The sequence below is a fragment of the Corynebacterium sp. HMSC078A10 genome, assembly GCF_001811565.1.
In the GTDB taxonomy this organism is placed as follows: Bacteria; Actinomycetota; Actinomycetes; order Mycobacteriales; family Mycobacteriaceae; genus Corynebacterium; species Corynebacterium hesseae.
Genome location: NZ_KV805230.1, coordinates 493 through 25238, shown reverse-complemented (window position 1 = coordinate 25238; position 24746 = coordinate 493). Strand labels below are relative to the sequence as shown.

The 24746-nt window shown below is 62.3% G+C and carries 23 protein-coding genes and 1 tRNA gene; 15 read left to right on the top strand and 9 right to left on the bottom strand.

The genetic code is table 11. The features are described 5' to 3' along the window. A complete protein-coding gene (gene cmrA, locus HMPREF2808_RS12425; protein ID WP_070624957.1) occupies window positions 1-813 on the bottom strand; it encodes a mycolate reductase in 813 nt (270 codons plus the stop codon). A gap of 128 nt (window positions 814-941) precedes the next feature. Between cmrA and HMPREF2808_RS12420 the strand changes: the two genes are divergently transcribed. Then, window positions 942-1127: a PspC domain-containing protein gene (locus tag HMPREF2808_RS12420; RefSeq protein ID WP_010191177.1), complete on the top strand. Its 186-nt coding sequence runs from the start codon at window positions 942-944 to the stop codon at window positions 1125-1127. Between the two features lie 17 nt (window positions 1128-1144). Here HMPREF2808_RS12420 and HMPREF2808_RS12415 read toward each other — a convergent pair whose 3' ends face one another. The 3 genes from HMPREF2808_RS12415 to HMPREF2808_RS12405 form a co-directional block, all read right to left on the bottom strand. Then, on the bottom strand, window positions 1145-1777 hold the full coding sequence (locus tag HMPREF2808_RS12415; RefSeq protein WP_070531532.1) for a hypothetical protein: 633 nt from the start codon (window positions 1775-1777) through the stop codon (window positions 1145-1147). 75 nt (window positions 1778-1852) lie between these two features. Next, window positions 1853-1926: transfer RNA gene (locus tag HMPREF2808_RS12410), tRNA-Arg, on the bottom strand. Window positions 1927-1965: 39 nt separating this feature from the next. Beyond that, a complete protein-coding gene (locus HMPREF2808_RS12405; RefSeq protein WP_070624955.1) occupies window positions 1966-2898 on the bottom strand; it encodes a LysR family transcriptional regulator in 933 nt (310 codons plus the stop codon). A gap of 76 nt (window positions 2899-2974) precedes the next feature. On the opposite strand from HMPREF2808_RS12405, the gene HMPREF2808_RS12400 reads away from it, so the two are divergent. The 6 genes from HMPREF2808_RS12400 to ald all read left to right on the top strand — a co-directional run bounded on the left by HMPREF2808_RS12400 (window position 2975) and on the right by ald (window position 10009). After that, on the top strand, window positions 2975-5047 hold the full coding sequence (locus tag HMPREF2808_RS12400; RefSeq protein ID WP_070624953.1) for a bifunctional copper resistance protein CopD/cytochrome c oxidase assembly protein: 2073 nt from the start codon (window positions 2975-2977) through the stop codon (window positions 5045-5047). A 205-nt stretch (window positions 5048-5252) separates the two neighbouring features. Continuing rightward, complete coding sequence (locus tag HMPREF2808_RS12395; RefSeq protein WP_070522293.1) at window positions 5253-5843, top strand: single-stranded DNA-binding protein; 591 nt, start codon at window positions 5253-5255, stop codon at window positions 5841-5843. An 80-nt stretch (window positions 5844-5923) separates the two neighbouring features. Next, window positions 5924-7594: an energy-dependent translational throttle protein EttA gene (gene ettA / locus HMPREF2808_RS12390; protein ID WP_070522290.1), complete on the top strand. Its 1671-nt coding sequence runs from the start codon at window positions 5924-5926 to the stop codon at window positions 7592-7594. A 48-nt stretch (window positions 7595-7642) separates the two neighbouring features. After that, complete coding sequence (locus HMPREF2808_RS12385) at window positions 7643-8101, top strand: acyl-CoA thioesterase (RefSeq protein WP_070522287.1); 459 nt, start codon at window positions 7643-7645, stop codon at window positions 8099-8101. A gap of 15 nt (window positions 8102-8116) precedes the next feature. Then, window positions 8117-8776, top strand: a complete 660-nt coding sequence (locus HMPREF2808_RS12380) for a DUF8185 domain-containing protein (RefSeq protein ID WP_070624951.1) — start codon at window positions 8117-8119, stop codon at window positions 8774-8776. Window positions 8777-8926: 150 nt separating this feature from the next. After that, window positions 8927-10009, top strand: a complete 1083-nt coding sequence (ald, locus tag HMPREF2808_RS12375; RefSeq protein ID WP_070624949.1) for an alanine dehydrogenase — start codon at window positions 8927-8929, stop codon at window positions 10007-10009. Here the strand turns inward: ald and HMPREF2808_RS12370 are convergent. The 3 genes from HMPREF2808_RS12370 to HMPREF2808_RS12360 form a co-directional block, all read right to left on the bottom strand. Continuing rightward, on the bottom strand, window positions 10006-11484 hold the full coding sequence (locus HMPREF2808_RS12370) for an SLC13 family permease (RefSeq protein WP_070624947.1): 1479 nt from the start codon (window positions 11482-11484) through the stop codon (window positions 10006-10008). The genes ald and HMPREF2808_RS12370 overlap by 4 nt on opposite strands. 96 nt (window positions 11485-11580) lie before the next feature. Beyond that, window positions 11581-11970, bottom strand: a complete 390-nt coding sequence (locus HMPREF2808_RS12365; protein ID WP_083309069.1) for a globin — start codon at window positions 11968-11970, stop codon at window positions 11581-11583. Window positions 11971-11972: 2 nt separating this feature from the next. Continuing rightward, window positions 11973-12974, bottom strand: coding sequence for a mechanosensitive ion channel family protein (locus tag HMPREF2808_RS12360; RefSeq protein ID WP_070624945.1), 1002 nt, complete (start codon window positions 12972-12974; stop codon window positions 11973-11975). 115 nt (window positions 12975-13089) lie between these two features. On the opposite strand from HMPREF2808_RS12360, the gene HMPREF2808_RS12355 reads away from it, so the two are divergent. Beyond that, window positions 13090-14250 (top strand): cystathionine gamma-synthase, encoded by a 1161-nt coding sequence (locus HMPREF2808_RS12355; protein ID WP_070522275.1) that lies wholly within the window; start codon window positions 13090-13092, stop codon window positions 14248-14250. A gap of 50 nt (window positions 14251-14300) precedes the next feature. On the opposite strand, the gene HMPREF2808_RS12350 is transcribed toward HMPREF2808_RS12355, so the two are convergent. After that, window positions 14301-16181, bottom strand: a complete 1881-nt coding sequence (locus HMPREF2808_RS12350) for an FAD/NAD(P)-binding protein (protein WP_070522272.1) — start codon at window positions 16179-16181, stop codon at window positions 14301-14303. A 119-nt stretch (window positions 16182-16300) separates the two neighbouring features. On the opposite strand from HMPREF2808_RS12350, the gene HMPREF2808_RS12345 reads away from it, so the two are divergent. Genes HMPREF2808_RS12345 through HMPREF2808_RS12315 form a run of 7 tightly spaced genes read left to right on the top strand, consistent with a single transcriptional unit; the run spans window position 16301 to window position 24153 of the window. Beyond that, window positions 16301-17941, top strand: a complete 1641-nt coding sequence (locus HMPREF2808_RS12345) for a TIGR04028 family ABC transporter substrate-binding protein (protein ID WP_070624943.1) — start codon at window positions 16301-16303, stop codon at window positions 17939-17941. Further along, window positions 17942-18922 carry an ABC transporter permease gene (locus HMPREF2808_RS12340; protein ID WP_070624941.1) on the top strand — a complete coding sequence of 327 codons (981 nt, stop codon included), beginning with the start codon at window positions 17942-17944 and terminating at the stop codon, window positions 18920-18922. After that, a complete protein-coding gene (locus HMPREF2808_RS12335) occupies window positions 18919-19773 on the top strand; it encodes an ABC transporter permease (protein WP_070624939.1) in 855 nt (284 codons plus the stop codon). Before HMPREF2808_RS12340 ends, HMPREF2808_RS12335 begins: the two co-directional genes overlap by 4 nt. A 1-nt stretch (window position 19774) precedes the next feature. Further along, window positions 19775-21442 (top strand): dipeptide ABC transporter ATP-binding protein, encoded by a 1668-nt coding sequence (locus HMPREF2808_RS12330; RefSeq protein ID WP_070624937.1) that lies wholly within the window; start codon window positions 19775-19777, stop codon window positions 21440-21442. 27 nt (window positions 21443-21469) lie between these two features. After that, window positions 21470-22657: an alkylhydroperoxidase domain protein gene (locus HMPREF2808_RS12325; RefSeq protein WP_070624935.1), complete on the top strand. Its 1188-nt coding sequence runs from the start codon at window positions 21470-21472 to the stop codon at window positions 22655-22657. Between the two features lie 18 nt (window positions 22658-22675). Beyond that, window positions 22676-23350, top strand: a complete 675-nt coding sequence (locus tag HMPREF2808_RS12320) for an SDR family oxidoreductase (protein ID WP_070531482.1) — start codon at window positions 22676-22678, stop codon at window positions 23348-23350. Between the two features lie 56 nt (window positions 23351-23406). Continuing rightward, window positions 23407-24153 (top strand): GntR family transcriptional regulator, encoded by a 747-nt coding sequence (locus HMPREF2808_RS12315; protein WP_070522251.1) that lies wholly within the window; start codon window positions 23407-23409, stop codon window positions 24151-24153. 255 nt (window positions 24154-24408) lie between these two features. Here the strand turns inward: HMPREF2808_RS12315 and HMPREF2808_RS13220 are convergent. Continuing rightward, window positions 24409-24746 (bottom strand): HNH endonuclease signature motif containing protein (locus HMPREF2808_RS13220; RefSeq protein ID WP_141752614.1); only part of this gene is annotated, 338 nt, incomplete at its 5' end.

The window sequence follows — 24746 nt, the reverse complement described above, 5'->3', positions numbered from 1 at the left end:
CTAGGCCATCTTGGAATAGAAGCTGCCGATGAGCGGTGCAGCAATTGGGGTGGGCACAATCTTGCCCAACGCGTTCATTGCTTTCGATAGCGGCCCAGGGACCACGCGGCGCTGGTTGCGGGCCATGGCCTCCAGGGTCTCTTCGGAGCAGGACTCATAGGTGGTCCACAAGAAATCCGGGACTACCTTGTCCACGATGGATTGCTCTTCTTCGGGGATGACGGCATCGCGCACCGGGCCGGGGGCAAGCAGCGTGCAGGTCACGCCGGAGCCCTTGAGCTCGTAGTGCAGGGCCTCCGTAAACGCGTTAACACCTGCCTTGGTGAACACGTAGGTGGCGTTGTTTGGGATGGAGACGTTGCCCGCGGCCGATCCCACGTTGCAGATAGCGCCGCTGCGTCGCGGCAGCATTTGCTCAAGGGCGGCGCGCGTCAGGCGGTGAACGGCCTTTGCATTGAGGTCGAACTGCCGGGTTTCATAATCCCAGTCCTGCTCCATGAACTTGCCAAAGCTGGCGATGCCCGCCGAGTTGACGATGATGGAGATTTCCTTGCCCGCCATGAACTCGATGACGCGGTCAACGTCTGCGGCCTCGGAGAGGTCCGCTGCCAGCGCGATGGCGTCCACCTCGTGGCGCGAGCGCAGGTCCGCGGCGATGGATTCAAGGACGTCTTCGCGGCGGGCAACGAGAATGACGTTGTAGCCACGGGCGGCTAGGTCCTTGGCCATCGCAGCGCCAATGCCCTGGCTAGCGCCGGTCAGCAGCGCATACGAGGAGCGGGTAGGGGCGGGCAGCCCGGGGGAGTGAGCCATGAAACGGCGTCCTTTCTCTCAGGGTGGGAAGTTTCCACCCAGCGTAGAGCAATCAGGGTCTAAATCAGGGTAAACACCGATGAACCCTTCGGCCCAACTCTGGATAATGGACAGTGAAAGGAGACATCATGAACAACCAACGTTTGACCCGTTCCACAACTGACACGATGCTCGGAGGCGTGTGCGGCGGCATCGCACAGACCTACAACCTCGACCCGACCTTGGTGCGAATCCTCTTCGTTGTTGCCACGCTGCTGGGCTTCTCAGGAATTCTGCTCTACCTCATCCTCTGGGTCGTCATTCCAGTGGAGTAATCGGTAGATTCTGCAAATTACTGCAGCGGGCCCATCGCCATGAAGCGCTTCCACGTTTCCCACTCATCACGCAGACGCGGCAGGGCGCTGGGTGGGGTAGCGGTGCCGTCGACAAGCGTGGCGTCCTGCATGCGTACGCCGTAGTCGAAGAAGAGAGCCCCGTGCCCGGAAGCGCCATAGCGGAGGACCGGCACCAAATTGAGCCCGTCGAATGACAAGGGCGCGTTGGGGCGCACATCAAGCCCCGCGATCGCCGCGAGGGTAGGAGCTAGGTCGAGCGGGGAGACAAGCTCAGTGCACTCCCCGGACTCTGCAACCCCGGGCCACAGGAGAGACATTGCGGCCTTATCCTCCTGCAGGGAACACACCGCTACGACGCCATCGAGATCATCCAACACGTGGGGGTCTGGTTGCTCAAGAAGCCGAAAGACCCGTGACGATGCGGGGCGGGTATCCTCCCGAACCTCGAAGCCAGCTGCCGCAAAGATGTCCGTGATGCGCGTTGTGGCTCCGCGCTGCGGGTACTGCCCGGTGAGCACTCCGCGGCGTGACTCCGCATAACTTGGTGACGTCCCCCAGGCATTGCTGAAGCGCATTCCGCGCAGCGCGGATTGTGGAGCGTGGTCAAAAGTCGCGAGGGTGATGTCCATAAAAGTGTGCCTAAATTGTGCCCAAAGGCCACTTTTCGAGGTTTAATAAAACCCAAAAAGTGGCCCTGACCTGCGTGCCCCCAGCAGGATTCGAACCCGCGACACATGGGGTAGAAACCCACTGCTCTAATCCACTGAGCTATGGAGGCGTACCGCGCCATCATAACGCACTGGGGCGTGTAGTCCGATTATCGGGCTACCGCTGGCGTTGGCTCGGCGTTGGCGTTGAGGAGGACGTCGTTAAGCGTGCGCGCCGCTGGGCTCAGCGCACGGTCCGCGCGGTGGATGACGAGCGCCTGCACGGTCGGGAGGGCTTCCGCGATTCGCCGGAAGTGGACTCCCTGCTGGCCCAAAGTGTGCGCGGTGTGCGGCAGGAGGCTGATCCCGTAGTCGCCCGCCACGAGTGGCAACCCCGTCTGCAACGTGGGAACTTCTTGGACCGTGACGGGCTTGCTTAACGCTGCCTTGGCCCACACCTGATCCATTGCTTCCGGCAAACCACTGAGTTCGGGCCAGCGCGGCGGCAAGAGCCAGGTCTCAGCGCTCAGGTCGGTCAACCGCACGGGGTCGGGCAAGCCTTTAAGCCTCTCGGGGAGCGCGACGCGCACCTCCATTTCTGCGGCGCAGTCAATGGTGAGCTGCGCGCCGAAGTCTTGGTGGAAGCGCTGTGGGTTAGTGGTGAGGAGGATTCCTAACTCCGCTGAGCCATCCAGGACCTCTCTCAACGTGGCGGTTGGTTCTAAGTCCTTTAAGGAAACACTTACCTCCGGTGCGCGCTGGCGCATGCGGCACAAAATCTCAGGCATATAAAGCCAGTTGAACTCAGGGGCGGAGCATAACGTCACCGAGCCCGCGCTGCCGGATGCAATTTCGGCAAGGCGCGTGGTGGCGGTGGTAAGAAGGGAATCTATCGAGGTAGCGACGCCATAGAGGTAGTCTCCGGCCTCTGTGGTTCGGACTCCACCGCGCCCGCGGGAGAGCAGCTTCACGTTGAGATCCTTTTCGAGCTTGCGGACGGTCAGGCTTAAAGAAGGTTGCGTGAGTTGCAGTGCTTCCGCAGCTTGCGTGAAGGAACCGTGGTCCACAACGGACCGAAAATGGTGAAGCTGGCGAGAGTCCATAAGAGCAGGCTACCTGAAAGCTGAGAAAAAACTACCTTTTAGGTAAGAGAACCTCCGTGACGGTAGACTGCCCACCATGCACACTGAGAAAGAAACTCCCAGCTCACAGCGTTTTCGGGGGCCGGCACACTCGACGTCGGGAGCGCAGCCTTCCCGCTTGTTGAATCTTTCTTTCGTCGTCTTCGCGGGCCTCGTCGGCGGAATCATTTCTCTGTTCTTTCTTGCGGACTCGCTCGCCGCCCTAGGCATCCCCGACCCAGGGCGTATGACAACATTCGGCCTGCCCTTCTTCCGCGCTATCGCGTGGATGCTCATGGCGCTTTCTATCGGCTCCTTTATGTCGAGCGCCTTCTTTATCTACCCGGCGGTACCGGACAAGGACAACGAGCGCCTCATCAAGGCCACGCTCACCGTCGATGGGCACATCGCAGCGCGGACCGGCGCATGGGCGGCGGTGGGCGCCGCGGTGGTGTCTTTATTAGAGGTCCCTCTCGTCATGTCGGATCTCACCGGTACCCCGTTGGCTAAGGTTCTCAACCCGGAGCTCATGGGCATGGCAGTGGGGCAGATCGCGGCGTCGCAAGTCTGGCTGCTCACCGCAGCTATCGCAGTGGTTGTTGCCGTATCTGGTTTTGTCGCACGCACGTGGGCGGGCCAAGTCGGAACGTTTTTCTTGTCCTTGTTGCTGACGGTGCCTCTCGGGATGGAGGGCCACTCGGCTTCCGGTGGCGATCATGACTACGGTACGAACTCGCTGCTGCTGCACCTGTTCTTCATCATGCTCTGGGTCGGTGGACTCATGGGGCTCATCGCCCATGGCCGCCGCCTTGGCCCAGATATGGGTGTGGCGGTGCGTCGCTATTCCTCGGTCGCGTTGTTCTCCATCGTGGGGCTGGCAGCTACAGGCGTAGTTAATGCGCTGATTCGCGTTGAGTTCGGGGATCTGTTCACTACTCGGTACGGCCTGTTAGTGCTGAGCAAAGCGGTGCTCACCGTGGTGTTGGCAGCCATCGGCTTCGTGCACCGACGGGTTACCATCCCTCACTTGAAGAGTTCGCCGCGCCTGTTTATCAGGGTGGCTGTGGTTGAGGTTCTCATCATGGCGGCGACCGTTGGCGTAGCCATCTCGATGGGCCGTACGCCGCCCCCGCCGCCGCGGGACCCGAATCTCAACGCCATGCAGATTCTGCTGGGCTATGAGCTTTTCGACGCCCCCACCGCCACCAACGTGTGGACCATGTTCCGCTTTGATCTCATGTTTGGCTCGCTGGGGATCGTGCTGGCCGGCTTCTACCTGTACGCGCTGTGGCGCCTCAAGCGCCGCGGGCTGACGTGGTCGGCAGGACGCACTGCGTGGTTCCTTGTGGGAGCGCTGGGCATGACGCTGATTATGAGCAATGGCATCGGCTTGTATATGCCGGCGCTGTACTCCATGCACATGTTGGTGCACATGATTCTGTCCATGGCAGTCCCGCTGTGCCTTGTGCTGGGCGCTCCGGTGACCTTAGTGATGGAAGCTTTTGAGCCTGGGGAGCCGGGCAAGCCCACGCTTCACGACGCCGCCGTCGCCCTCACCAAGGCTCGTACCTTGCGCATTCTTACGCATCCAGCGGTCAACGTTGTGCAGTTCCTGGCTTTCCTTTACGTGCTCTACCTTTTCCCGAACTTTTATGAGCTCGCCATTTCGGAACACGCTGGGCACGTGATTATGAACTGGGTCTTCTTGATCTCTGGCTACATCTACTACTGGGAAGTTATTGGCCCGGACCCGTTGCCGTGGCGCGCGCCGACGGGCATTCGCCTGCTCATCCTCTTCGTGTCGATGCCCCTGCACCTTTTTGCCGGCGTCTACCTCATGCAGATGCAAGTCATTCTGGGCTTGGACTTCTATGAGTCCTTGAGCTTGCCGTGGCACCCGGACTTTGTCACGGACCAACGAACCGGCGGCGGTATTTCCTGGGGCTTCGGCCAATTCCCGCTGGTGATTGTGTTTGGTTCGCTATTCCTTGACTGGCTGCGGGAGGATCGTGCCACCGCTCGGCGCCATGATGCTAAGGCGGATATTGACGGCGATGCTGATTTGGAAAGCTATAACGCCATGCTCAAGCAGATGAGCGAAGGGGATGATTCCACCTTCCGCCAGCACTAGCGGGAGTGCCCACCCTGGGTGCGTGAAAAAGAGTGCTTACCGGGCGAAACGGATATGTTGTTGATGCTTTCAACAAGTTATCCACAGGTTGGCAGTGAGGTCATTGCGGGCGCGCTGATGGGTGGCGATGATGCGAGGTACGGGAGGCGCATCGCTTCCTCGCATTGAAAAGAGCACCAGCCACAAACAGCAAAGGAATCACGCAATGTCTCAATACCCAATTTCACTCACGGGGCGCCTGACTCACGACCCCCACCTGACCAAAATCAGCGAAACCATGTACAAGGCCCGCCTCCGCTTTGCTTCCTCGCGCAGCGTTCCGGAAAAGGATGACGAGGGCAAGACTGTGTGGCGGGAGCTGGACCTTAACTATATCGACGGTGAGGTGTGGGGCCAGTGCGCCATCAATGTTAAGAAGTCCCTGTTTAAGGGCATGCCGGTCTTTGTTATGGGCTCCATTGTCACGGACCGGTGGGAGGATAAGAACGGGGCAAAGCGCTCTAGGACCTATATCAAGATCGCCCACGTGGGCCTCGACCTCAACCGCTTCTGCATCACCTCCACCAAGATTGGTACTTCCTATGGTGAGGAGGGCAGCGAAGCCCTCTGGCTGGGGGAGAATCCGCCAGTACTGGATGTGGATTACACGGCACCGCCGAGTACTGCGGAGGATGAGGCATTGCCGGCTGCTCTGCAGTCGGGAGATACCCCGCAGGATACTGCGGCGGATCGTCAGCAAGCGCAGAGCGCGGCCGAAGCTCACCGCGAACCGGCGCCAGAAGAAGCTATGGCCTAAGGACGGGGGACTACCACCGCCCATGTGATGTACTCTTTGTACTGTTATTGACCAATCCTGACAGAAGTAAAGGGTGAAACATGGGCGAATTCATCTACACGATGAAAAACGTGCGTAAGGCCATCGGTGACAAGGTTATTTTGGACAATGTCACTATGGCTTTCTACCCGGGCGCCAAGATTGGCGTCGTGGGCCCCAACGGTGCAGGTAAGTCCTCGATCCTGAAAATTATGGCCGGCCTCGATCAGCCTTCCAACGGCGAGGCTTTCATTGACCCGGGCAAGACGGTCGGCATCCTCCTCCAGGAGCCGCCGCTCAACGAGGAGAAGACGGTCCGCGAGAACGTCGAAGAAGGCCTCGGGGAGATTTTCCAGAAGAAGCAGCGCTTCGAGGAGATCGCGGAAGAGATGGCCACCAACTACTCCGACGAGCTCATGGAAGAAATGGGCAAGCTACAGGAGGAGCTCGACCACGCGGATGCGTGGGAGGTTGACTCCAAGATCGAGCAGGCCATGGAGGCACTGCGCTGCCCGCCGTCTGATGACCCGGTGACTAACCTGTCCGGTGGTGAGCGCCGCCGCGTCGCGCTGGCCAAGCTGCTGCTGAGTGAACCGGATCTCCTGCTGCTCGACGAGCCCACTAACCACCTCGACGCCGAGTCCGTCCAGTGGTTGGAGAAGCACCTCGAGTCCTACCCGGGCGCCGTCCTGGCCGTGACCCACGACCGCTACTTCCTCGACCACGTTGCGGGCTGGATCTGTGAGGTTGATCGCGGCAAGCTCTACCCCTACGAGGGCAACTACTCCACTTACCTGGAGAAGAAGGCTGAGCGCCTCGAAGTTGCTGGTGCTAAGGACAAGAAGCTGCAGAAGCGCCTCAAGGAAGAACTCGCGTGGGTTCGTTCCGGTGCGAAGGCGCGCCAGGCCAAGAACAAGGCCCGTCTCCAGCGCTACGAGGAGATGGCTGCAGAAGCCGAGCAGTACAAGAAGCTCGACTTCGAGGAGATTCAGATTCCGACCCCGCCGCGCCTGGGCAACAAGGTTGTGGAGGTCAAGGACCTGACCAAGGGCTTCGATGGTCGCGTCCTTATTAAGGACCTGTCCTTCACCCTGCCGCGCAACGGCATCGTCGGTGTTATCGGCCCGAACGGTGTGGGTAAGTCCACCCTGTTCAAGACCATCGTGGGCCTGGAAGAGCCGGATTCCGGTTCTGTCACCGTCGGCGAGACCGTCAAGCTTTCCTACGTTGACCAGGGACGCGAAAACATCGACCCAGAGGCCACCGTGTGGGAGGTCGTCTCCGATGGGCTGGACTACATCCACGTTGGCCAGAACGAGATGCCGTCCCGCGCCTACCTCTCCGCATTCGGTTTTAAGGGCCCGGACCAGCAGAAGCCGTCTAAGGTTCTTTCCGGTGGTGAGCGCAACCGCCTGAACCTGGCCCTGACCCTCAAAGAGGGCGGCAACCTGATCCTCCTCGATGAGCCGACCAACGACTTGGACGTGGAAACCTTGGGCTCCCTGGAAAACGCGCTGGAAAAGTTCCCCGGCTGCGCCGTGGTTATTTCCCACGATCGCTGGTTCCTCGACCGCACCTGTACCCACATCCTGGCCTGGGAAGGCAATGTCGCGGAAGGCCAGTGGTTCTGGTTCGAGGGTAACTTCGGCGATTACGAGAAGAACAAGGTCGAGCGCCTCGGTGAGGACGCCGCCCGTCCGTCTCGCGTTACCCACCGCAAGCTCAGCCGCTAGGGCCGCTCAGCCCTAACACTCAAAGGAAATCTTCGGAAGGATTCTGGAATGCCCGCTCAGAATGTTGTGTCGGAGGAGACTAAGGACAACGTCCACGAGCTCACCGTGGGAGTGCGTTGGTCGGACTTCGACATGTACGGCCACATGATGAACGCCAACTTTATCGAGCTGGCGCAGGAAGCGCGCTTGGCCTTTGCCATGCACCACTTCTATTCACGTGGCCTAAACATGGTGGCTTTTGTTCGCCACATCGACGCGGACTATGTCCGCCCCATCAAGTGGGATGGACGGCATGGCACGGTGACGGTGGAGACCACGGTGGTGCGCCTTGGAGCCACGTCGTTTACCACTCGTCAGAAGATCAAGGACGCGCAAGGCCAGGTGGCCTGCGTCATCGACTGTGTGCAGGTCACCATTGATCCAGATACCCAGATGCCGCGGGAGGTTTCTGAGCAGGAGCGCACCATCATCCTGGAAAATGCTGTCGTCGAGTTGGACGAGCAGTAGGCGGCCAGCGCAATTATGGAGAGTGAATCCCTGACATTGCACAACGGCGGGGTGGGGCTACAGGCCCTCCTCGCTCGTGCGACGGGGCTGGATGCCTCAGCGACGGTGCGCTTGCGTCAATACGACGCCACCCACGTTGAGGTTTTTGTCACGACCCCCTTCGACGTCGTCGTAGCGCGGCGCTGCGAGGGCGTCGTTGGCCGCGATGGGGCAGTGGTGTCGGCGCAGGCGCTTCTCGACGCCCTCCGCACCACCCCCGAACACCTCCTTGAGGAGGACGGAGCGGAGGTGCTTGACCTAGGCCCCGCGCGCGACCCCTCATGGCCGGGGGCCTTGCCGCCGGCGACGGGGTTTCGAGAGATTGATTCATTGCCTGTCGACGTCGTCCGTGAATTAGCGGATAAAGGCCGGCAGTTAGCTCGGCAATTCTCTGGTCCGATGGGACCGCCGAAAAGCCTGTTGAATCAAACCGTGCTCACCGTGGAGAGCGCGGAGACCCAAGTAGAGATTCCTATGCGGATGATCTTCGCCTGCACGAGTTTGGGTCTCATCCCGGGCTTTGCTGCGTCGCTCGATATCCCCCGCCACCTGCGCGTGGCGGGCAAGGGGCGGTGGGTGCGCCTCGACGCGCCCTATGGCAGTGTTTATCACTCCACGCGGCTGTCTTTGTTCTAAGACGTCTCCAGCCTCGCCGCCGCAGAGTCCGCGGCGGGGCACAGCACCGCGGGAAAACTGTGTGGTTTCTACGCCCGCAACGCAGCGTGATTTGCGTTACTATTAAGGGGTCGAATTCAGTTTCTTCAATAAAAGGAGATAGCTCGCACGATGCGTATTGCGGCACCCAAAGAAATCATGAACAACGAGAACCGCGTCGCTCTTACCCCGAGCGCTGCGCACGCACTCATCAAAGACGGCCATGAGGTTCTAGTGGAAACTGGGGCCGGAGAAGGCGCTTCTTTCCCGGACTCCGAGTACCAAGCCGTGGGTGCGACTATCGTCGCCACCGCTAAGGAGGCCTGGGCGGCGGACATGGTGGTCAAAGTCAAAGAACCGCTCGAGGCCGAGTATGGCTACCTGCGCGAGGATCTGCTGCTCTTCACTTACCTCCACCTGGCGGCGGACCGTCCGCTGACGGACGCCCTGGTTGAGGCCGGAACCACCGCCGTGGCCTATGAGACGGTTACCGATGCCCGCGGCACTCTGCCGCTTTTGACACCGATGTCCCAGGTGGCCGGGCGCCTCGCCGTCATTGAGGGAACGCACCATCTGTTGTCCACGCAGGGTGGGCGTGGCTTGCTGGTCTCCGGCGTGCCGGGCACCCAACCGGCACGAGTGGTGGTCATCGGCGGCGGCCAGGTTGGCGCGTCCGCGGTGGCTATGGCGCATGGCCTGCGCGCGGAAGTCACGGTGCTCGACCTTGACCCGCACGTCCTGCAGCGCTTCGATGAGCAGTACCAGGGCGGCGTGCGCACCCTGGTGTCGGACCCTGCCACGCTGGAAGCGGAGCTTCTCGCCGCCGACCTCGTCATCGGCGCCGTCCTCGTACCCGGTGCTGCCGCCCCGAAGTTGGTTCGGGAGGATGTGGTTAAGCGCATGAAGAAGGGCGCCGTGCTTGTCGACGTTGCCATTGACCAAGGCGGCTGCTTCGAGAACTCCCACAAGACCTCGCACGATGAGCCAACCTTCAAGGTGCACGACACCCTCTTCTACTGTGTTGCCAACATGCCGGGCGCGGTGGCGAACACCTCCGCGCGCGCACTCGGCTCGGCGACCTTGCCGTACATGCGCGCCCTGGCTGCCGGCGGCTTCGACGGTGCGGTCGAGCGCTTCCCGGGCTTGGCCAATGGTCTAATGACCTGCGGGGGAGAGCTGGTGTCCCAGCCCGTGAAGGACGCCTTCGGGCTTTAGAGGTTGAGTGCCATTGGCAGCAACGTGAAGGCCACAGCGTAGACCAACACGAAGCCGATGGCATTGAACCAAATTCCGGTGATAACCATCTGACGGATATTGACGGCCCCGGTTCCGAACGCAATGGCGTTCGGGGCCGAGGCGACAGGCAGCATAAATGCGCACTGGCAGGCCTGAGTGACAACGATGGCCATGAGCAGCGGGTCATAGCCCAAGGCCTGGGAAAGCCCGACGACGATAGGCACGAACGTTGCAATCGTGGCCATAGAACTCGTGATCTCTGTCGTCAGAATAACGATGAGGACGATGAGCGCAAGCGCTACCCAGAAAGGGAGGGCGGTTAGACCGGAGAAGGCCTCACCAATCCATTTATCGAGTCCGCTGCTGGTGATCTGGCCGGACAGCGCCAGGCCGCCGCCGAAGAGAAGAAGCGTGCCCCACGGGACATCGCGCGCGGTTTCCCAATCCATGAGCATGACCCCGTCTTGCGGTCGGCCGGGCAGGATGAAGAGGGACATTCCGGCAATCATTGCGATGACGGCGTCGGTAGCCCAGGTGTCTTTGAAGATGAGCGATACGAACATCCACGCGAGCGCGGTAATGCCAAAGACAATGGCGACAAGGCACTCTCCGAAGCTCATCTTCCCCAGGGCGGCGAGCTCTTTCTGGAACAGCTCCCGGCCACCCGGGATGTTCTCGATTTCGGGTTTCCACACCACTTTCGTGATGATGAACCAGCCCACAAGCGTAAAACCAAGCGCTAGGGGTGTTCCGAAAACCATCCATTGCGGGAACGTGATGGTTGTTCCGATGGCGTCGTTGAGGTAGCCGACCACAAAGGCATTTCCGGGAGAGGCAATTATCGTTCCGAAAGCGGAGATGGTTGCTGCAAAGGCGATGCCAAGAAGGAGACCGGCGCTGAAATTCGAGACGTTCGTCGTGCCGCTTCGCTCTTTAATTAATGTTACGAGGGACGCGCCCAGCGGAATCATCATGAGCGCCGTTGCGGTGTTGGACACCCACATACCTAAAGCTGCGGTGGCGAGCATCATACCGAGGATGAGGCGATCTGGTTTTGTTCCCACAAGGAGAACAATGAAGAGCGCTATTCGCCGGTGTAGATTCCAGCGTTGGATGCCGAGGGCGAGGAGGAACCCGCCAAGGAACAAGAAGATGATTTGCGCAGAATAAGATGCGGCAACATCTTTCATGTCGGCTGTGCCTAGGGCGGGGAAGGCGACCAGTGGGACCATCGCGGTGACGGCGAGGGGGAGGGCTTCGGTTATCCACCATGTGCCCATGAGGACGACGATCGCAGCGGTGACGCGGGCATCGAAACCGGCAGATTGCGGCATCGCGAAGTAGGACAAGGCTGCCAGCACAATTCCTAGGAAGACGCCGGTGTAGCGAATATTGCGTGTCCTTCGTGGCAGCGAAGGGGCGGATAGTCCTGGGGAGAGTGAGAGATTGGTCATCGTAGAACTTTGTGTCGGAGCTAATTTCTATTAGGCGAACAGTATCAGAGCTCGCTCGGAGGCCCCAGAGCTATATTCATTTTGCTATAGCCCTACTTAGGGTGCGCGGTTGATGAGCATTGCCGCTACTCGCTCCATGTGGTCCCAAATCATCGCACGGTAGGCCGGCGGGATGGTCTCCTTGTCGATCTGTGCCAAGGAATTGCCCATGAGCTCGAGCCAGCGATCATGGGCAGCTATGTCGATGGGGTAGGGCGCGTGGCGCATGCGCAGGCGCGGGTGACCGCGATTCTCTGAGAAGAGCTGGGGTCCACCCCAGTACTGCACGAGGAACCAGGTCAGGCGTTTTTCCGCGCCTTCCCAATCCTGCTGTGGGTACATCGGTCCGATGAGATCATCCTCGCGCACCTGTGCATAGAAACCGCCGACGAGTTTCTCAAAGGTCTCCATTCCGCCGACGGCTTCGTACACGCTCGTTGGTTGCACGCCTAATCTTCCTTTCGCGTCAGGCTGGGTTCTTCCAAATCAAAGATAGCCATCCCTCGCGGGTAGGGCGTGGTAATTCCTTCCGTATGCATGGCGGTGAGGATTTTCGCCTGCATCGCGCGCTGCACATCCCATTGTTTGCCCGGTAGCGTCTTGACGGAAACGCGGTAGGACATGTGGTCAACTTCCAAACCGGACATTCCATTGACCGTAGGTTTGGCCAGGATGAAGCCCTTGATTTCGGGGTCGCGGGCGGCGTCCTCTGCTGCGGAGGTGATGACATCGACTGCGCGGGTGGGGTCGTTGCTCAGTGCGATGGGGACCTGGACGCGGGCGACGGAGTAGCGGTCGGAATGGTTGGCCACCTGCAAGATTTCGCCGTTACGGACGTACCATAGCGCGCCATCGATATCGCGGACCGTGGTAATACGTAGGGAAATTGACTCCACGTCGCCGAAGACCCCGTTTCCGAGGTCGATGGTGTCACCGATGCCGTACTGGTCCTCCATGAGCATGAAGATGCCGGACAGGAAGTCCTTGACCAGCGCCTGGGCGCCGAAACCAAGGGCGACACCAACCACGCCGGCTGAGGCCACGAGCGGGGCGACGTTGACTCCGAGCTTGTCCAAGATGGCGAGCGCTGCCCAGACCCAGACGAATATGGCAACCGCGGAGCGTCCGACGCCGGCGAGGGTCTGGATGCGGGAGGTGCGCCGAGCCTCCTGTGTTTGCTCGAGGACCTTGTCGGTTGTTTTGTGCGCTTTGCGCGGGGAGAGCGGCGAGCTGAGCTTGCCCTTCTTGATGCTGTTATCAGCCAGCTTGGTGATGAGCCGGCGCAGCAGCCAGCTGCCGATGATGGCGACGATGAGGATGAGCGCGATGCCGATGGGTTTGTCGATGAGCCAGGACTGCATGTTTTCTGTTTGCCACCAGCGGGTGACCGCGTCGACAGCCCCGTCGGTTAGCTCGGAGGAAGCGCTTAGGTATGCGGTTGGTCTGGTCACGTGTGTCCTTTCTGCTATCGCTCACGACTGACGCTTACCGATGGTAGGGAAGAGAGCTGAATATAAAAAGCTTGTCTTTCCCGCGACTGAACAGCTTGGTCTAGAATTGTGCCTCATGACTGACAACCGCACTCTTGGCTTTTCCTCCCGTTCCATCCATGCCGGTTACCAGCCGGATCCCTACATGGGATCCATCAACGTACCGATCTACGCCTCCACCACGTACCAGCAGGATGGCCTCGCGCAGCTGCGCGGCGGCTATGAGTACGGGCGAGTGGCTAACCCCACCGTTCATTCTCTGGAGAAGACCCTCGCGGCGCTCGAGAATGCCGAGTATGCGCGCTGTTTCGCCACGGGCATGGCGGCCGTCGATACCCTCATTCGGATTCTTGTTCGTCCAGGTGACCACGTCATCCTCGGCAACGATGCCTATGGCGGCATGTATCGCCTCCTGCACCATGATTATGGTGAGTGGGGTATCGAGCTGTCCATCGTCAATACCGCCGATGCCGCGGCGGTAGAGGCGGCGTTGAAAGAGAACACCAAGCTCATTTGGTTGGAGACCCCGACCAATCCGGCGACGACGATCACGGATATCGCCGCAGTCTCTGAGGTTGTTAAGGCGGCTACCGACGCTCAGATTGTCGTCGACAACACCTTTGCCACGCCCTACCTGCAGAATCCTTTGGAGCTGGGCGCGGATCACGTCCTGCACTCCACCACGAAGTACCTGGGCGGCCACTCGGATGTGCTGGGTGGTGCGGTCGTGACCAACTCCGCGGAGATGGATGAGCGCCTGCTCTATTTCCAGGGCAACGTCGGCGCGGTGTCCTCGCCTTTCGACGCCTACCTCACCGCCCGCGGCATCAAGACCTTGGAAGTCCGCATGGATCGCCACTGTTCCAATGCGCAGGCCGTGGCCGAGTTCCTGGAATCCCGCCCAGAGGTCAAGCAGGTTCTCTACCCGGGCCTGCCCTCGCACCCGGGCCATAAGCTGGCTAAGAAGCAGATGCGTGGCTTCGGCGGGATGCTGTCCGTGCGCTTCCACAGCGAGGAGCACGCCCGCCAGATTTGTCTCAACACCAAGCTCATCTCGCTGGCTGAGTCCCTTGGCGGTGTCGAGTCCCTCATTGAGCACCCACAGAACATGACGCACATTTCCGCTGAGGGCTCCGAGCTCGTGCCACCGGCAGACCTCGTGCGCATCTCGGTGGGCATCGAGTCCATCGATGACTTGCTCGCGGACCTGGAGCAGGCCCTCGACGCCCTTCACTAAAACCGCCGAAGCGCCAAGGTTTTGAGCCTCGGCGCTTTCGCTGTGTGTGATTAGAGGGAATTGAGCAGGGAGCCGGCCGTGCGGTCGGTTTCCTGCAGCATGAGTGGGTCCGTGCCGGGCATGGGGGAGATGGTGGTGTCCGGCCACTGCGAATAGGTGGGGATGCCCACGATGTGCAAGCGCGGGTCCTCGATGCCACCGGGGTTGACCACGCGGCGGTTCCACGTCGTCTCCGGCGAGCCGGTGGCCTGACCATGGTCGACGAACGCGCGAACACGCCCGTTGAGGGATACCGCCAGTGGGTCGCCGGCGCGGCGGACGTCGGGGGAGTGCATCCAGGCGTCGATAAGCCAGGTGGAGGAAGCCTCACCGTGCGCGGTACGCAGCGTGAACTTCTCGCCGATCTCTAGCTGGGGGCGCTGACCCAGGAAGGTGACGAGGCCGGCGTCGACAAGCGCGAGCAGCTGGCGCGTGCGGAAGAGCGGCGGGCCGGAGCCTACCATCTGTCCGAAGGCCATGAACTCCTTGTACGTGCTGGTGCGGGACTCCCATGTCATCCGGCCTTCTGAACCCGCAATCGAGGAGGGCTTGCGCGCGGCAGAGATGGCCCAGAGCGCGGACTTCAGCGGGGAATCGGCGGCGGCGACGGCCTCGATGATGTCGCGCGCTAAGCCTTCGGCGATGTACTCGGTGATCTCACCGTCGGTGAAATCGTCGAGTGGGTTCGCCCAATGCGCAAGATCCAAAGGCTGCGCGGAGGAGCCCTCGAGGGCTGCGGTGAGCTGGTCTGCCATGCCTGCTAGGTCGTTGGCATCCACCACAGTGGCATCGATGGTGGCGATGATATCCGCGAGGGGGCGCTGCAGGGCATCAGGCGCGACCCGCGCCTGGTTCTCGTAGTACTCGGCGTAGGCATCGCGCAGAATGTGCGGCAGCAACTGCGTGCCGAAGTCCAGCTCGACCTCCGGAACCAGTGCGGCCACCGCGGCGCGGAAACGGGTCAGCGCGGCCTTCGGCGGCAGCGCGTGATATTCCGACTTTGGGATATAAGGGTAGCCGCGGCCGGAGGAGACGATGAAGTGCGGCTCCTCACCGCTGGGCTCGTAGCGCAGCCCGGAGCGCGTGGAGGGATCCCCCACAAACTCACCACCGCGGTCGATGGTGAGCAGCGCCATGATGTCGAAGAAGCCCATGCCCAGGCCGCGGATCAGGACCTTCTCGCCCGCGGGGACCTCAGACACTGGCTGCTCGACGGGGTTATCTGGCCGCACCCAATGCAGATCCGAGTGCGCAGCCTCCGCCAGTGCGCGTTCGGATTCGCTGAGCGCCGGTACCTGCCAGCCGTAGGCCAGGACGGTGGCGTCGGCGGTGACGGTGGAGCCGTCGGAAAGTGTAATGGCGTCCTGCTCACCGCGCTCCTCCACGGACAGCGCGCGGGCGCGGTGCTGGACGACGTCCACGGTCTCCGGCAGCTGAGTCAGCGCAACCTCGAAGACCCACTCCAGGTAGGCGCCGTAAAGCGCGCGGGAAGGGTTGGACTCCGGGCGGGTTCGCGCGAGTTCCTCGGCAAAGGAAGCGGCTAGCTCCTCGCGCGGCGGGTGGGAATCATAAAGCTCCAGCTTGGCAGGCGCGATGTCGGGGCGCTCGCCACGCAGGAGCTGGATCCACTCGTAGAGGATGGGGCCCTCGAGGACCGGCGCGGTGGTGGTGGAGCTGGGCTCGGTGAACAGAGTGACCGCGCCGGCCAGCGTGTTCATGCACAACGTGCGGGTCTGCTCCGTATCCCAAATGCGGCCAGCGCCCAGCGGGGCATCATCGATGATGTGGAGGTGCAGGGGTGACTCAAGGGGGGTCGCGCGCAGGTGGGCCGCGAGGCGCTCGACCAGCGAGATGCCGCGTGGGCCGGCCCCGACGATGGCGATGGAGGGCATAAAGATCAACCTCAAACATTTAGACTGTGCTGTCTAGTGGAATAATACCGGTCAGTATACGTTGTGTTAAATCCGTAGACACAATTCAAACCGACTATCTACTCTCTGAAAGCAATACCGTGAAAACCCTACGCGCACTCGCCGCCACCCTGGCAGCAGTCCTCGCCTTAGCTGGCTGCTCCGCCGCGGAGCGGCCGGACGGGGAGGACAACGTCCTCACCTACCTAGAGCCGCAGTTCTTCCGCACGCTCTACCCGCCGGCCGCCGGCTTTTATCCCAACGGCGGCGTGGTCAACCAGCTGACCGATCGCCTCCTGTACCAAGACCCCGAGACCCTCGAGCTCTCGCCGTGGATTGCCACGGAGATGCCCAAGGTCAACGCCGATGCCACGGAGTACACGTTCAACATCCGCACCGACGTCACCTACTCCGATGGCTCTCCTTTGACCGCCGAGAACGTCGTGGCCAACTTCGACCTCTTCGGCCGCGGCGATAAATCCCGCACGCTGACCAGCTCCGAGCAGATTGCCAACTATGACCACGGCGAGGTCGTGGACGAGGACACCGTGAAGTTCTACTTCACCCAGTCTTCTCCGGGCTTCCTCCAGGCCACCTCCGCCTACAACGCCGGCCTGCTCTCCGATTCAACGCTGGCCTTGGACAACGAGGGCTTCGGCCCCGGCAACGCGGTTAACGTCATTGGCTCGGGCCCCTTCGTGGTGGAATCGGAAGAAATAGGCACTGACCTTAAGCTCAAGACCCGCGAGGACTACGACTGGGCCCCGCCAGCGGTCAAGCACCAGGGGCGCGCGGAGATCGACGGCGTCCACTACATCCTCGCCGCCGAAGAGTCCGTGCGCACCGGCGCCATCCTCTCCGGCCAGGCCGATATCGCCCGCCAGATCTCCGCCCCGCAAGAGCCGCTGCTTCAGGAACAGGGCATCAACATTATTGCCCGCGGCACGAACTCCATGAATAACCAGTTCGCCTTCCGCTTTAACCACCCTCTGCTGCAGGACAAGCGCGTACGCGAGGCCATCATCCACGGCGTGGACCGCGAGGAGATCCTCCGCGTGCTCTTCTCCGAGTCCTACCCGCTGGCCACCTCCACGGTGGCCAAGACCGGCCTGGCCTACAAGGATCAGTCCGCCGCCTATACCTTCGACCCGGAGGAGTCCAAGCGGCTTCTCGACGAGGCCGGCTGGGAACCCGGCCCGGATGGCATCCGCGTCAAGGACGGCCAGCGCCTCGTCCTGCGCACCAATACCGCGTTGCCGCAGCCGCGTTCCAAGGAAGTTATGACCATGGTGCAGGACCAGCTGGGTGAGCTGGGCATCGGCATCCAAGTCAACGCCGGCGACCAGGCCACGCAGAACGCCGATGCCAAGGACGTTGACAAGGTGCAGATCTACCACTCGATGGTGGGCCGCGCCGACTATGACGTCATCACCTCGCTCTACGGCATCAACAACCGCGACGCCTTCCTCAACCAAGACGCGGAGGGCACCCCAATCGACGCGCACCTGCAGGAGCTTCTCGACGCCGTCCTCGACACCCCCGACAAGGAAGGCCGCATCAAGGCCACGGAAGAAGTCCAGGACTACATCACCGAGCAGGCCTATGCGCTGCCGCTCTTTGAGGAACCTGTGGTCTACGCCGTCCGTCCAGGCATTTCGGGCTTTAGCCCGGAATCGGTGGCGCGCCCGTGGTTCTACGAGGTGTCCATCGACGCCGCGGCATCGGATGAGGAGGAGAAATAAATGACAACCCGCCAACTCTTCAGCCGCATTGGGCAGGCCCTCCTCGTGCTGCTCATTACCTACACCGTGGCCTTTGTGCTCCTGTCGGCGCTGCCATCGGATGCCGTCCAGTCGCGCTTCGGCGACCCTGCCCTGGGCCTGTCCCAGGCGGAGATTGAGGCTATTCGGGAGGAGATGGGCGTCGACAAGCCGCTCGTGGTGCAGTACTTCACCTCCCTGGGTGGCTTCCTCACCGGGCACTTCGGCAACTCCACGCAGTCGGGCGCTCCGGTAGCCACGCTGCTTGCCGACGCCCTTCCCCACACCCTCATCCTGGCCGCCAGCGCCATCGGCTTGGCGCTTATTGTGGCCGTGCTCGTGGCCTTCCTAGCGACGCTGCCCGGTCTCGGCGCCATCGGCTCCTTCTTCCGGGGTCTGCCTTCCTTCATGGTCTCGCTGCCCGGCTTCTGGATTGCCATCCTGCTCATCCAGTTCTTTTCCTTCCAGCTGGGCTGGGTGCGCGTCATTGAACCCGGCAGCGTGGAGGGCCTCATCCTGCCTACCTTGACGCTGTCCGTGCCCATGGCCGCACCGCTCATTCAGGTATTGATCCGCTCCATCGATGAGACGCAGTCGCGGCCTTTTGTTCAGGCGGTGCGCGCACGCGGTGCCTCGGAGTCGTGGATCTTCTGGCGCACCGTTCTGCGCAATTCGCTGCTGCCCACCTTGACCATGGCGGGCCTGCTCTTCGGCGAGCTCGTCGGCGGTGCCGTGGTGACCGAAACCGTCTTTGGCCGCACCGGCTTGGGCTACATGGTGGCGCAGGCCGTGGCGAACCGCGATACCCCGGTGCTGCTGGCCGTGGTTCTCATCGCTGCGACCTCCTACATCATCATCAACCTCGTGGTGGACCTGCTCTACCCGGTGCTGGATCCGCGCCTGCGTGCCAGCGCCCCGGAGCGCCGCGCTACCGCCGCTGAAGAAAGGAAGGTGCGCTCATGAGCATGACGCACACCAAACCGCTGCGTTCTACACGGGCGCCGCGCCGCCACACCGCGAACCCGTGGCTCGCGCCGGGTTCCATCATCGCCATCGTGATCCTCGTGATCGCTTTCCTGGCCGCGCTTTTCCCAAGTCTGTTTACCTCGGCCGACCCCTATGCGGGCACCGACGTAGCTCTGTTGGCGCCGGGGGAGTCCGGCCACCTCATGGGCACGGATGCGGTGGGGCGCGACCTCTATGCACGCATCGTCTACGGTGCCCGTCAGTCGCTCCTCGGCGCGCTGATCGCCGTGGCCGTCGGCCTGGTCGTCGGTACGCTCATCGGTTTGCTCGCCGGCTCCCTGCGAGGAGCGGTGGACACCGTCCTCATGCGCGTCGTCGACGTGCTGCTGTCCATCCCCGGCATCCTGCTGTCGCTGTCCATCATCATCGTTCTGGGCTTTGGCTCCGTGCAGGCGGCGGTGGCTGTCGGTGCGACGTCCGTGGCGACCTTCGCCCGTTTGGCCCGCTCCCAGGTGATCACCGTGGCCAGCTCGGACTACATCGAGGCCGCATACGGCGCTGGCGCCACCCACGCCACCGTGCTCTTCCGCCACATCCTTCCCAATTCACTCACCCCCGTTATTGCCCTGGCCACCCTGCAATTCGGCACCGCGATCCTGCAGCTGTCCATCCTCGGCTTCCTGGGCTACGGCGCCCCGCCGCCGACCCCGGAATGGGGCCTCATTATCGCCGAGGGCCGTGACTTCATGGCCACCGCCTGGTGGCTCATCATCCTGCCCGGCATCGCGCTGGTCGCCGTGGTGATGTCCGCCAACCGCCTGTCCCAAAACTTCCCCGTGGAGGCCTAACATGTCTGGTATAAAAAATGCAGCGCAGCCCCTGCTGCGCGTGCGGGACCTCAACGTGTCCTATTCCACCGCAGGTGGTGACGTTTCCGCCGTGCAAGGCGTCAACCTCGAGGTTCACCCGGGGCAGATGACCGCCATCGTGGGCGAGTCCGGCTCCGGCAAGACCACCTCCGCCATGGCAGCCATCGGCTTGCTGCCCTCGAATGCCACCATCGATGCCGGAACCATCACCTTCGATGGCCGCGATATCACCTCGCTGCGTCGCCGCGAGTGGCGTGAGCTGCGTGGGCGGCGCATCGGCCTCATCCCGCAGGACCCCAATAACTCCCTCAACCCAGTGCAGACCATCGGCGCCTCGGTGGAGGAGGGGCTGCGCATCCACAAGGTTGGTACTGCGGCCGAGCGCAAGGCCAAAGCACTGGAACTGCTGGAGCGCGTCGGCATCGATGATCCCCAGCGCCGCTATCACCAGTACCCGCACGAGCTGTCCGGCGGCATGAAGCAGCGCGTGCTCATCGCCGCCGCCGTAGCGCTGGAGCCCGACCTCATCATCGCCGATGAGCCCACCTCCGCGCTGGATGTCACCGTGCAGAAGATCATCCTCGATCTTCTCGACGACATGCGCGCGGAGCTCGGCATGGGCATCCTCTTCATTACCCACGACCTCGCCGTGGCCGGTGACCGCGCCGACCGCGTCGTGGTCATGGAATCCGGCCAGCTTCGCGAGGAAGGCCTCGCCGCCACGGTGCTGACGAACCCGCGCCACGACTACACCAAGCGCCTGCTTGCCGACGCCCCTTCCCTCACCGTCGCCGACGCCGGCCCAGCAGCTACTTCTCGCGACGCCGCCTCCAAGACCGACGCAACCACTGATGGCGCCGCGGGCGAACCTTTGGTGCGCGTGGAAGGCCTGGCCCAACGCTTCGGTGATTTCACCGCCGTCGATGACATATCCTTCACCGTGGCCAAGGGATCCACCCATGCCATCGTGGGCGAATCCGGTTCCGGCAAGACCACGACGGGGCGCAGCATCGCCATGTTCAACACCCCGACTTCCGGTAGCATCACCGTGGGCGGCCGCGACATCGTGGGCCTGCGTGGTAAGGCCTTGCGCGAAGAGCGAAACAACATCCAGCTGGTCTACCAGAACCCTTATGGCTCGCTGGACCCCAAGCAGTCCATCGGCCAGACGGTGGCGGAGCCGCTGCGGAACTTGAAGGCGGTGCGTGCCAGCGCGGCCAAGGAAAAGGCCAAGGAGTTCTTGGACCTGGTAGCTCTCAACCCGGACTTTTACGACCGCCGTCCGCGCGAGCTCTCCGGCGGCCAGCGCCAGCGCGTGGCCATCGCGCGCGCCATGATCGTGGAACCGGAGCTGGTCATCCTCGACGAGGCCGTCTCCGCTCTCGACGTCACCGTGCAGGCCCAGATCCTGCGCCTACTGGCCCGGCTGCAGGAGGAACTCGGCCTGACCTACATTTTCATCTCGCACGACCTCGCAGTGGTCAACCAGATTTCCGATACCGTTTCGGTGCTCTCAAAGGGCCAGCAGGTGGAATGCGGGCCCACCGCCGAGGTCTTTAGTAACCCACAATCACCGTTTACCCGGAAGCTCATCGAGGCCATCCCCGGCTCGCGCTACCGCGCCGGCGACCTCAACCTGGGCCTGTAGCCTGGGCGAAAACGAAAGGATTAATTCATGGCAGACATCATTAACCTGTTGGCGGGTGTTGAGGGGGACGTCGCCAAGCTGCGCGAGCGCCGGCCCGAAGCCAAGGAGAACGCGCAGGCCTCCTTTGCCGCGCTCCTCGAACCTTCAACGCCCGGCACGTTCAACTATGCGGAACGCTACGCCATCGCTGCCTTTGTGGCGGGCGTGTATCAGGCGACGCCTGCCGTCGCCTTTTATTCTGACCTGCTGGCGGAGGAATCAGAGGAACTCGCCGCCGAAATATCCCGCGCGGTGGAGCGCGGCGTCACCACCGGCCCTTATATTGATGGCGACTTCACGCTTTTCGACGGCTCCCCGCGCCTCGCCGCTGCCCTCGACTTCGCCCACCTGCTGGTCTTTCACCCGAAGGACGCCTCTCCGGCCGCGATCGGTCACCTGCAGGCGGCCGGCTGGTCCAACGATGACATCGTGACGCTGGCGCAGCTGGTCAGCTTCCTGTCTTTCCAGCTGCGCGTGGCGCACGGCCTCTCCGTGCTTGCCGGTACTGCACAGCCCGCGCCCGTGACTGAGGCGCCGCGTCCCACCCAGACCCCGGAGTGGGTGCCGGGGGAGGGGACGCTGGTGCCGGACGTCGCCAAGCCGCAGGGCTTTGTAGCGCACTCGCTGGGCTGGAAGCCGTGGGTGCCGCCGCAGCCGAAGGAGGAGTTCACAGACGCGCAGCGCGATGCGCTCATTAAGCCCGAGCGCATCGATATGGAGTACTTCCGTCTGCTCGCCCGCGATCCGGCCGCGCTCAAGGCGCGCACGCTCACGGACCTGGACATCTTCTACAACACCGACGGCGGACTCGGCCGCGCCGAGCGTGAGCTGGCCGCCACGGTGGTATCGCGTCTCAACGGTTGCGAGTACTGCGCGTCGGTGCACCAGCAGCGCGCCAAGGAAGAGGGCGGTGACGCCGCGGCGATTGACCGCCTGCTCGAGGAAGGCGTTTCCGCTGACCTGGGCTCGGCGCAGTGGTCCGCCATTCGCGATGCCGCCCTGGCCCTGACCGAGTCACCCTTTGCCTTCGACGCCTCCCACGTTGAACGCCTCGAGTCCGTGGGATTCGATACCCTAGCCATCATCGATGTCATCAACTCCACCGCGTTCTTCAACTGGGCTAACCGCCTGATGCTGACGCTGGGGGAGCCGGATGTGCCGAAGCGTTTCCGCTAACGAGAAGGAGGAACAACCATGGTGAAAACTGCCGTTGTAACTGGTGCGACGGGTGGAATGGGCGCGGAGATCATCAAGGACCTTGCCCGGGACCACCGCGTCTATGCCCTGGGGCGGCGCGCCGGGGAGCTGCCGGAGGCGGAGAACATCGTGCCGGTGGCAATCGATTTGCTGTCGCTTCTCGACGGCTCACCGCTTCCCACCGAACTGGCTTCGCTTGAGCGCGTGGACGTGCTTGTGCATGCGGCGGCCCGGGCGGATAAGCGCTCGGTGGAAAGCGCTCGGCCGGAGGATTGGCGCGCGCAGATGGACCTCAACGTGCACGTACCAGCCGAGCTGACCCGCCTGCTTTTGCCCGCGCTGCGTGCGGCGGAAGGGCTTGTGGTCTTCATCAACTCCGGTGCGGGCATCCACTCCTACGGGGACAACGTGATTTACGCGGCGACGAAGCACGCGCTCTACGCGCTTGCCGACGGCCTGCGCCTCGGCGAGCTCGGCATCCGCGTGTCCACCGTCGCGCCGGGCCCGACGGATACCCCGATGCTGCAGGGCCTGCAGGATTACAACCCAGAGCATGTCATCGCTCCTGTGGAGGTGGCGAAGGCCATCCGCGCCACCGTTGATGCTGGCCCGACGACGCAGCTGACTGAGATTCGCGTGCGCCCGCGCATTGAGTTGAATCAGCGCAAGTAGGAGCCGCGTTTTCTCTCAAGATGCGAAAAACGCAGCGCACGGTACAGTGTTGAGGCGTGTCCACCTCTCAACGTCGCCGCCCCGCCTATTTGGTGATCGCGGATTCGCTGCGGAGCAAGATTGAATCCGGCGAACTGAAGCCGGGTGACCGCTTTCCCACGGAGCGGGAGTTAGTCCAGGAATACAAGGTGGCGCGCATGACGGTGCGTCACGCGCTGGACATCGTCCAGATCGAAGGTCTCATTGACCGCAAGCGCGGGCGCACCGGTGGCACCTTCGTGCGTGCCACCCCGCCGACGCTGAGCCTGACGAGCGGACGCAGCGCGCTTGACCAGCTGCGTGAGCATGGCCTCGATGTTGAGGTGCGGGTGTTGTCGCTGACGCTGATTGAGGTGCCTGGGCATCTCGCTTCCACCTTCGGGATTGAGGAAGGTGATTCCGTGTGGGAATGCCGCGCGGTGCAGTTGACCGAGGGCTCGCCCATCATGGCCTCCACCCTTTTTATCCCGCAGGCCTTGGCCTCGGACCTCACGGAAGAGGATGTCCAGAAGCCGCTGACCGAGCTGTTGACGGAGCTTGACCTGGTGCCCGTGTTTAAGCGGGACTCCCTCGTGGCCGCCACCGCGCGCACGGAGGAACAGAAAGCCCTTGGAGTGGGTCGGAACCAACCGGTCTTGCGCATTACGCGAACCGTCAAGGCGGAGGGCGGCGTCGTAGCTGCCCAGTTGGAAGAGACCCTGCGCCCCGATGCGGTCACGGTGGAAGTTGTCATCGGCGAGGACCCCACGCCGACCCTCGACTAACCACCTCTGGTCTTCGCCCCAACGCGGTCAGCCGCCGCAAGGCTCGGCCTGCTCGAGCTGCATCAGTGCACGACAGCAAACCCGTCAATCATTTTCCGGTTGGCGGGTTTGGCCCTTTAAGGGCTTAACTCCCGGCGGGAAGCGCGTGAATCGTGGTTAGGGATCGCCGATGTGCCCGTCAACCATCTTTGGGTTGGCGGGGTCGGTGGTTGGCGGTGTCCTTTCTGCCGTTTCTGTGTTTGGTGGCTGTGGGGGTTAGCTGCTGTCGGGTGGTTCCTCTGGTGGTTGTCCTGCTTGTTCGGCGTTGAGTCTGGCTAGTGCTTCTTGGTATTCGGGCATTGCGGTGATTGGTGTGCCCCAGGGTGGGATGAAGCTGACCCCGGTGTTGAGCCGGTACATGTAGCCGCGCCCGGTAGGTCTTTGTGGGTCATCGTCGTTAATGCCGTTGTGGTAGGCGCACAAGAACGTCAGATTCTTGATGTTGGTGTAGCCTCCTGCCTGCCAGGGGATGAGGTGATGGACTTGGCAGTAATCTGCCGGCTTGTTACAGCCTGGTCTTGAACACGTGTGGAATTCAGCATGCAGGGTAAGGC

Coding starts and splice junctions, on each gene's coding strand:
- HMPREF2808_RS12400 (WP_070624953.1), top strand. CDS start 2,975: ATGCACACTGAGAAAGAAACTCCCAGCTCACAGCGTTTTCGGGGGCCG.
- HMPREF2808_RS12405 (WP_070624955.1), bottom strand. CDS start 2,898: ATGGACTCTCGCCAGCTTCACCATTTTCGGTCCGTTGTGGACCACGGT.
- HMPREF2808_RS12380 (WP_070624951.1), top strand. CDS start 8,117: ATGGAGAGTGAATCCCTGACATTGCACAACGGCGGGGTGGGGCTACAG.
- HMPREF2808_RS12350 (WP_070522272.1), bottom strand. CDS start 16,181: ATGCCCTCCATCGCCATCGTCGGGGCCGGCCCACGCGGCATCTCGCTG.
- HMPREF2808_RS12385 (WP_070522287.1), top strand. CDS start 7,643: ATGCCCGCTCAGAATGTTGTGTCGGAGGAGACTAAGGACAACGTCCAC.
- HMPREF2808_RS12335 (WP_070624939.1), top strand. CDS start 18,919: ATGAGCATGACGCACACCAAACCGCTGCGTTCTACACGGGCGCCGCGC.
- ettA (WP_070522290.1), top strand. CDS start 5,924: ATGGGCGAATTCATCTACACGATGAAAAACGTGCGTAAGGCCATCGGT.
- HMPREF2808_RS12320 (WP_070531482.1), top strand. CDS start 22,676: ATGGTGAAAACTGCCGTTGTAACTGGTGCGACGGGTGGAATGGGCGCG.
- HMPREF2808_RS12340 (WP_070624941.1), top strand. CDS start 17,942: ATGACAACCCGCCAACTCTTCAGCCGCATTGGGCAGGCCCTCCTCGTG.
- HMPREF2808_RS12330 (WP_070624937.1), top strand. CDS start 19,775: ATGTCTGGTATAAAAAATGCAGCGCAGCCCCTGCTGCGCGTGCGGGAC.
- HMPREF2808_RS12420 (WP_010191177.1), top strand. CDS start 942: ATGAACAACCAACGTTTGACCCGTTCCACAACTGACACGATGCTCGGA.
- HMPREF2808_RS12395 (WP_070522293.1), top strand. CDS start 5,253: ATGTCTCAATACCCAATTTCACTCACGGGGCGCCTGACTCACGACCCC.
- HMPREF2808_RS12325 (WP_070624935.1), top strand. CDS start 21,470: ATGGCAGACATCATTAACCTGTTGGCGGGTGTTGAGGGGGACGTCGCC.
- ald (WP_070624949.1), top strand. CDS start 8,927: ATGCGTATTGCGGCACCCAAAGAAATCATGAACAACGAGAACCGCGTC.
- HMPREF2808_RS12355 (WP_070522275.1), top strand. CDS start 13,090: ATGACTGACAACCGCACTCTTGGCTTTTCCTCCCGTTCCATCCATGCC.
- HMPREF2808_RS12415 (WP_070531532.1), bottom strand. CDS start 1,777: ATGGACATCACCCTCGCGACTTTTGACCACGCTCCACAATCCGCGCTG.
- cmrA (WP_070624957.1), bottom strand. CDS start 813: ATGGCTCACTCCCCCGGGCTGCCCGCCCCTACCCGCTCCTCGTATGCG.
- HMPREF2808_RS12370 (WP_070624947.1), bottom strand. CDS start 11,484: ATGACCAATCTCTCACTCTCCCCAGGACTATCCGCCCCTTCGCTGCCA.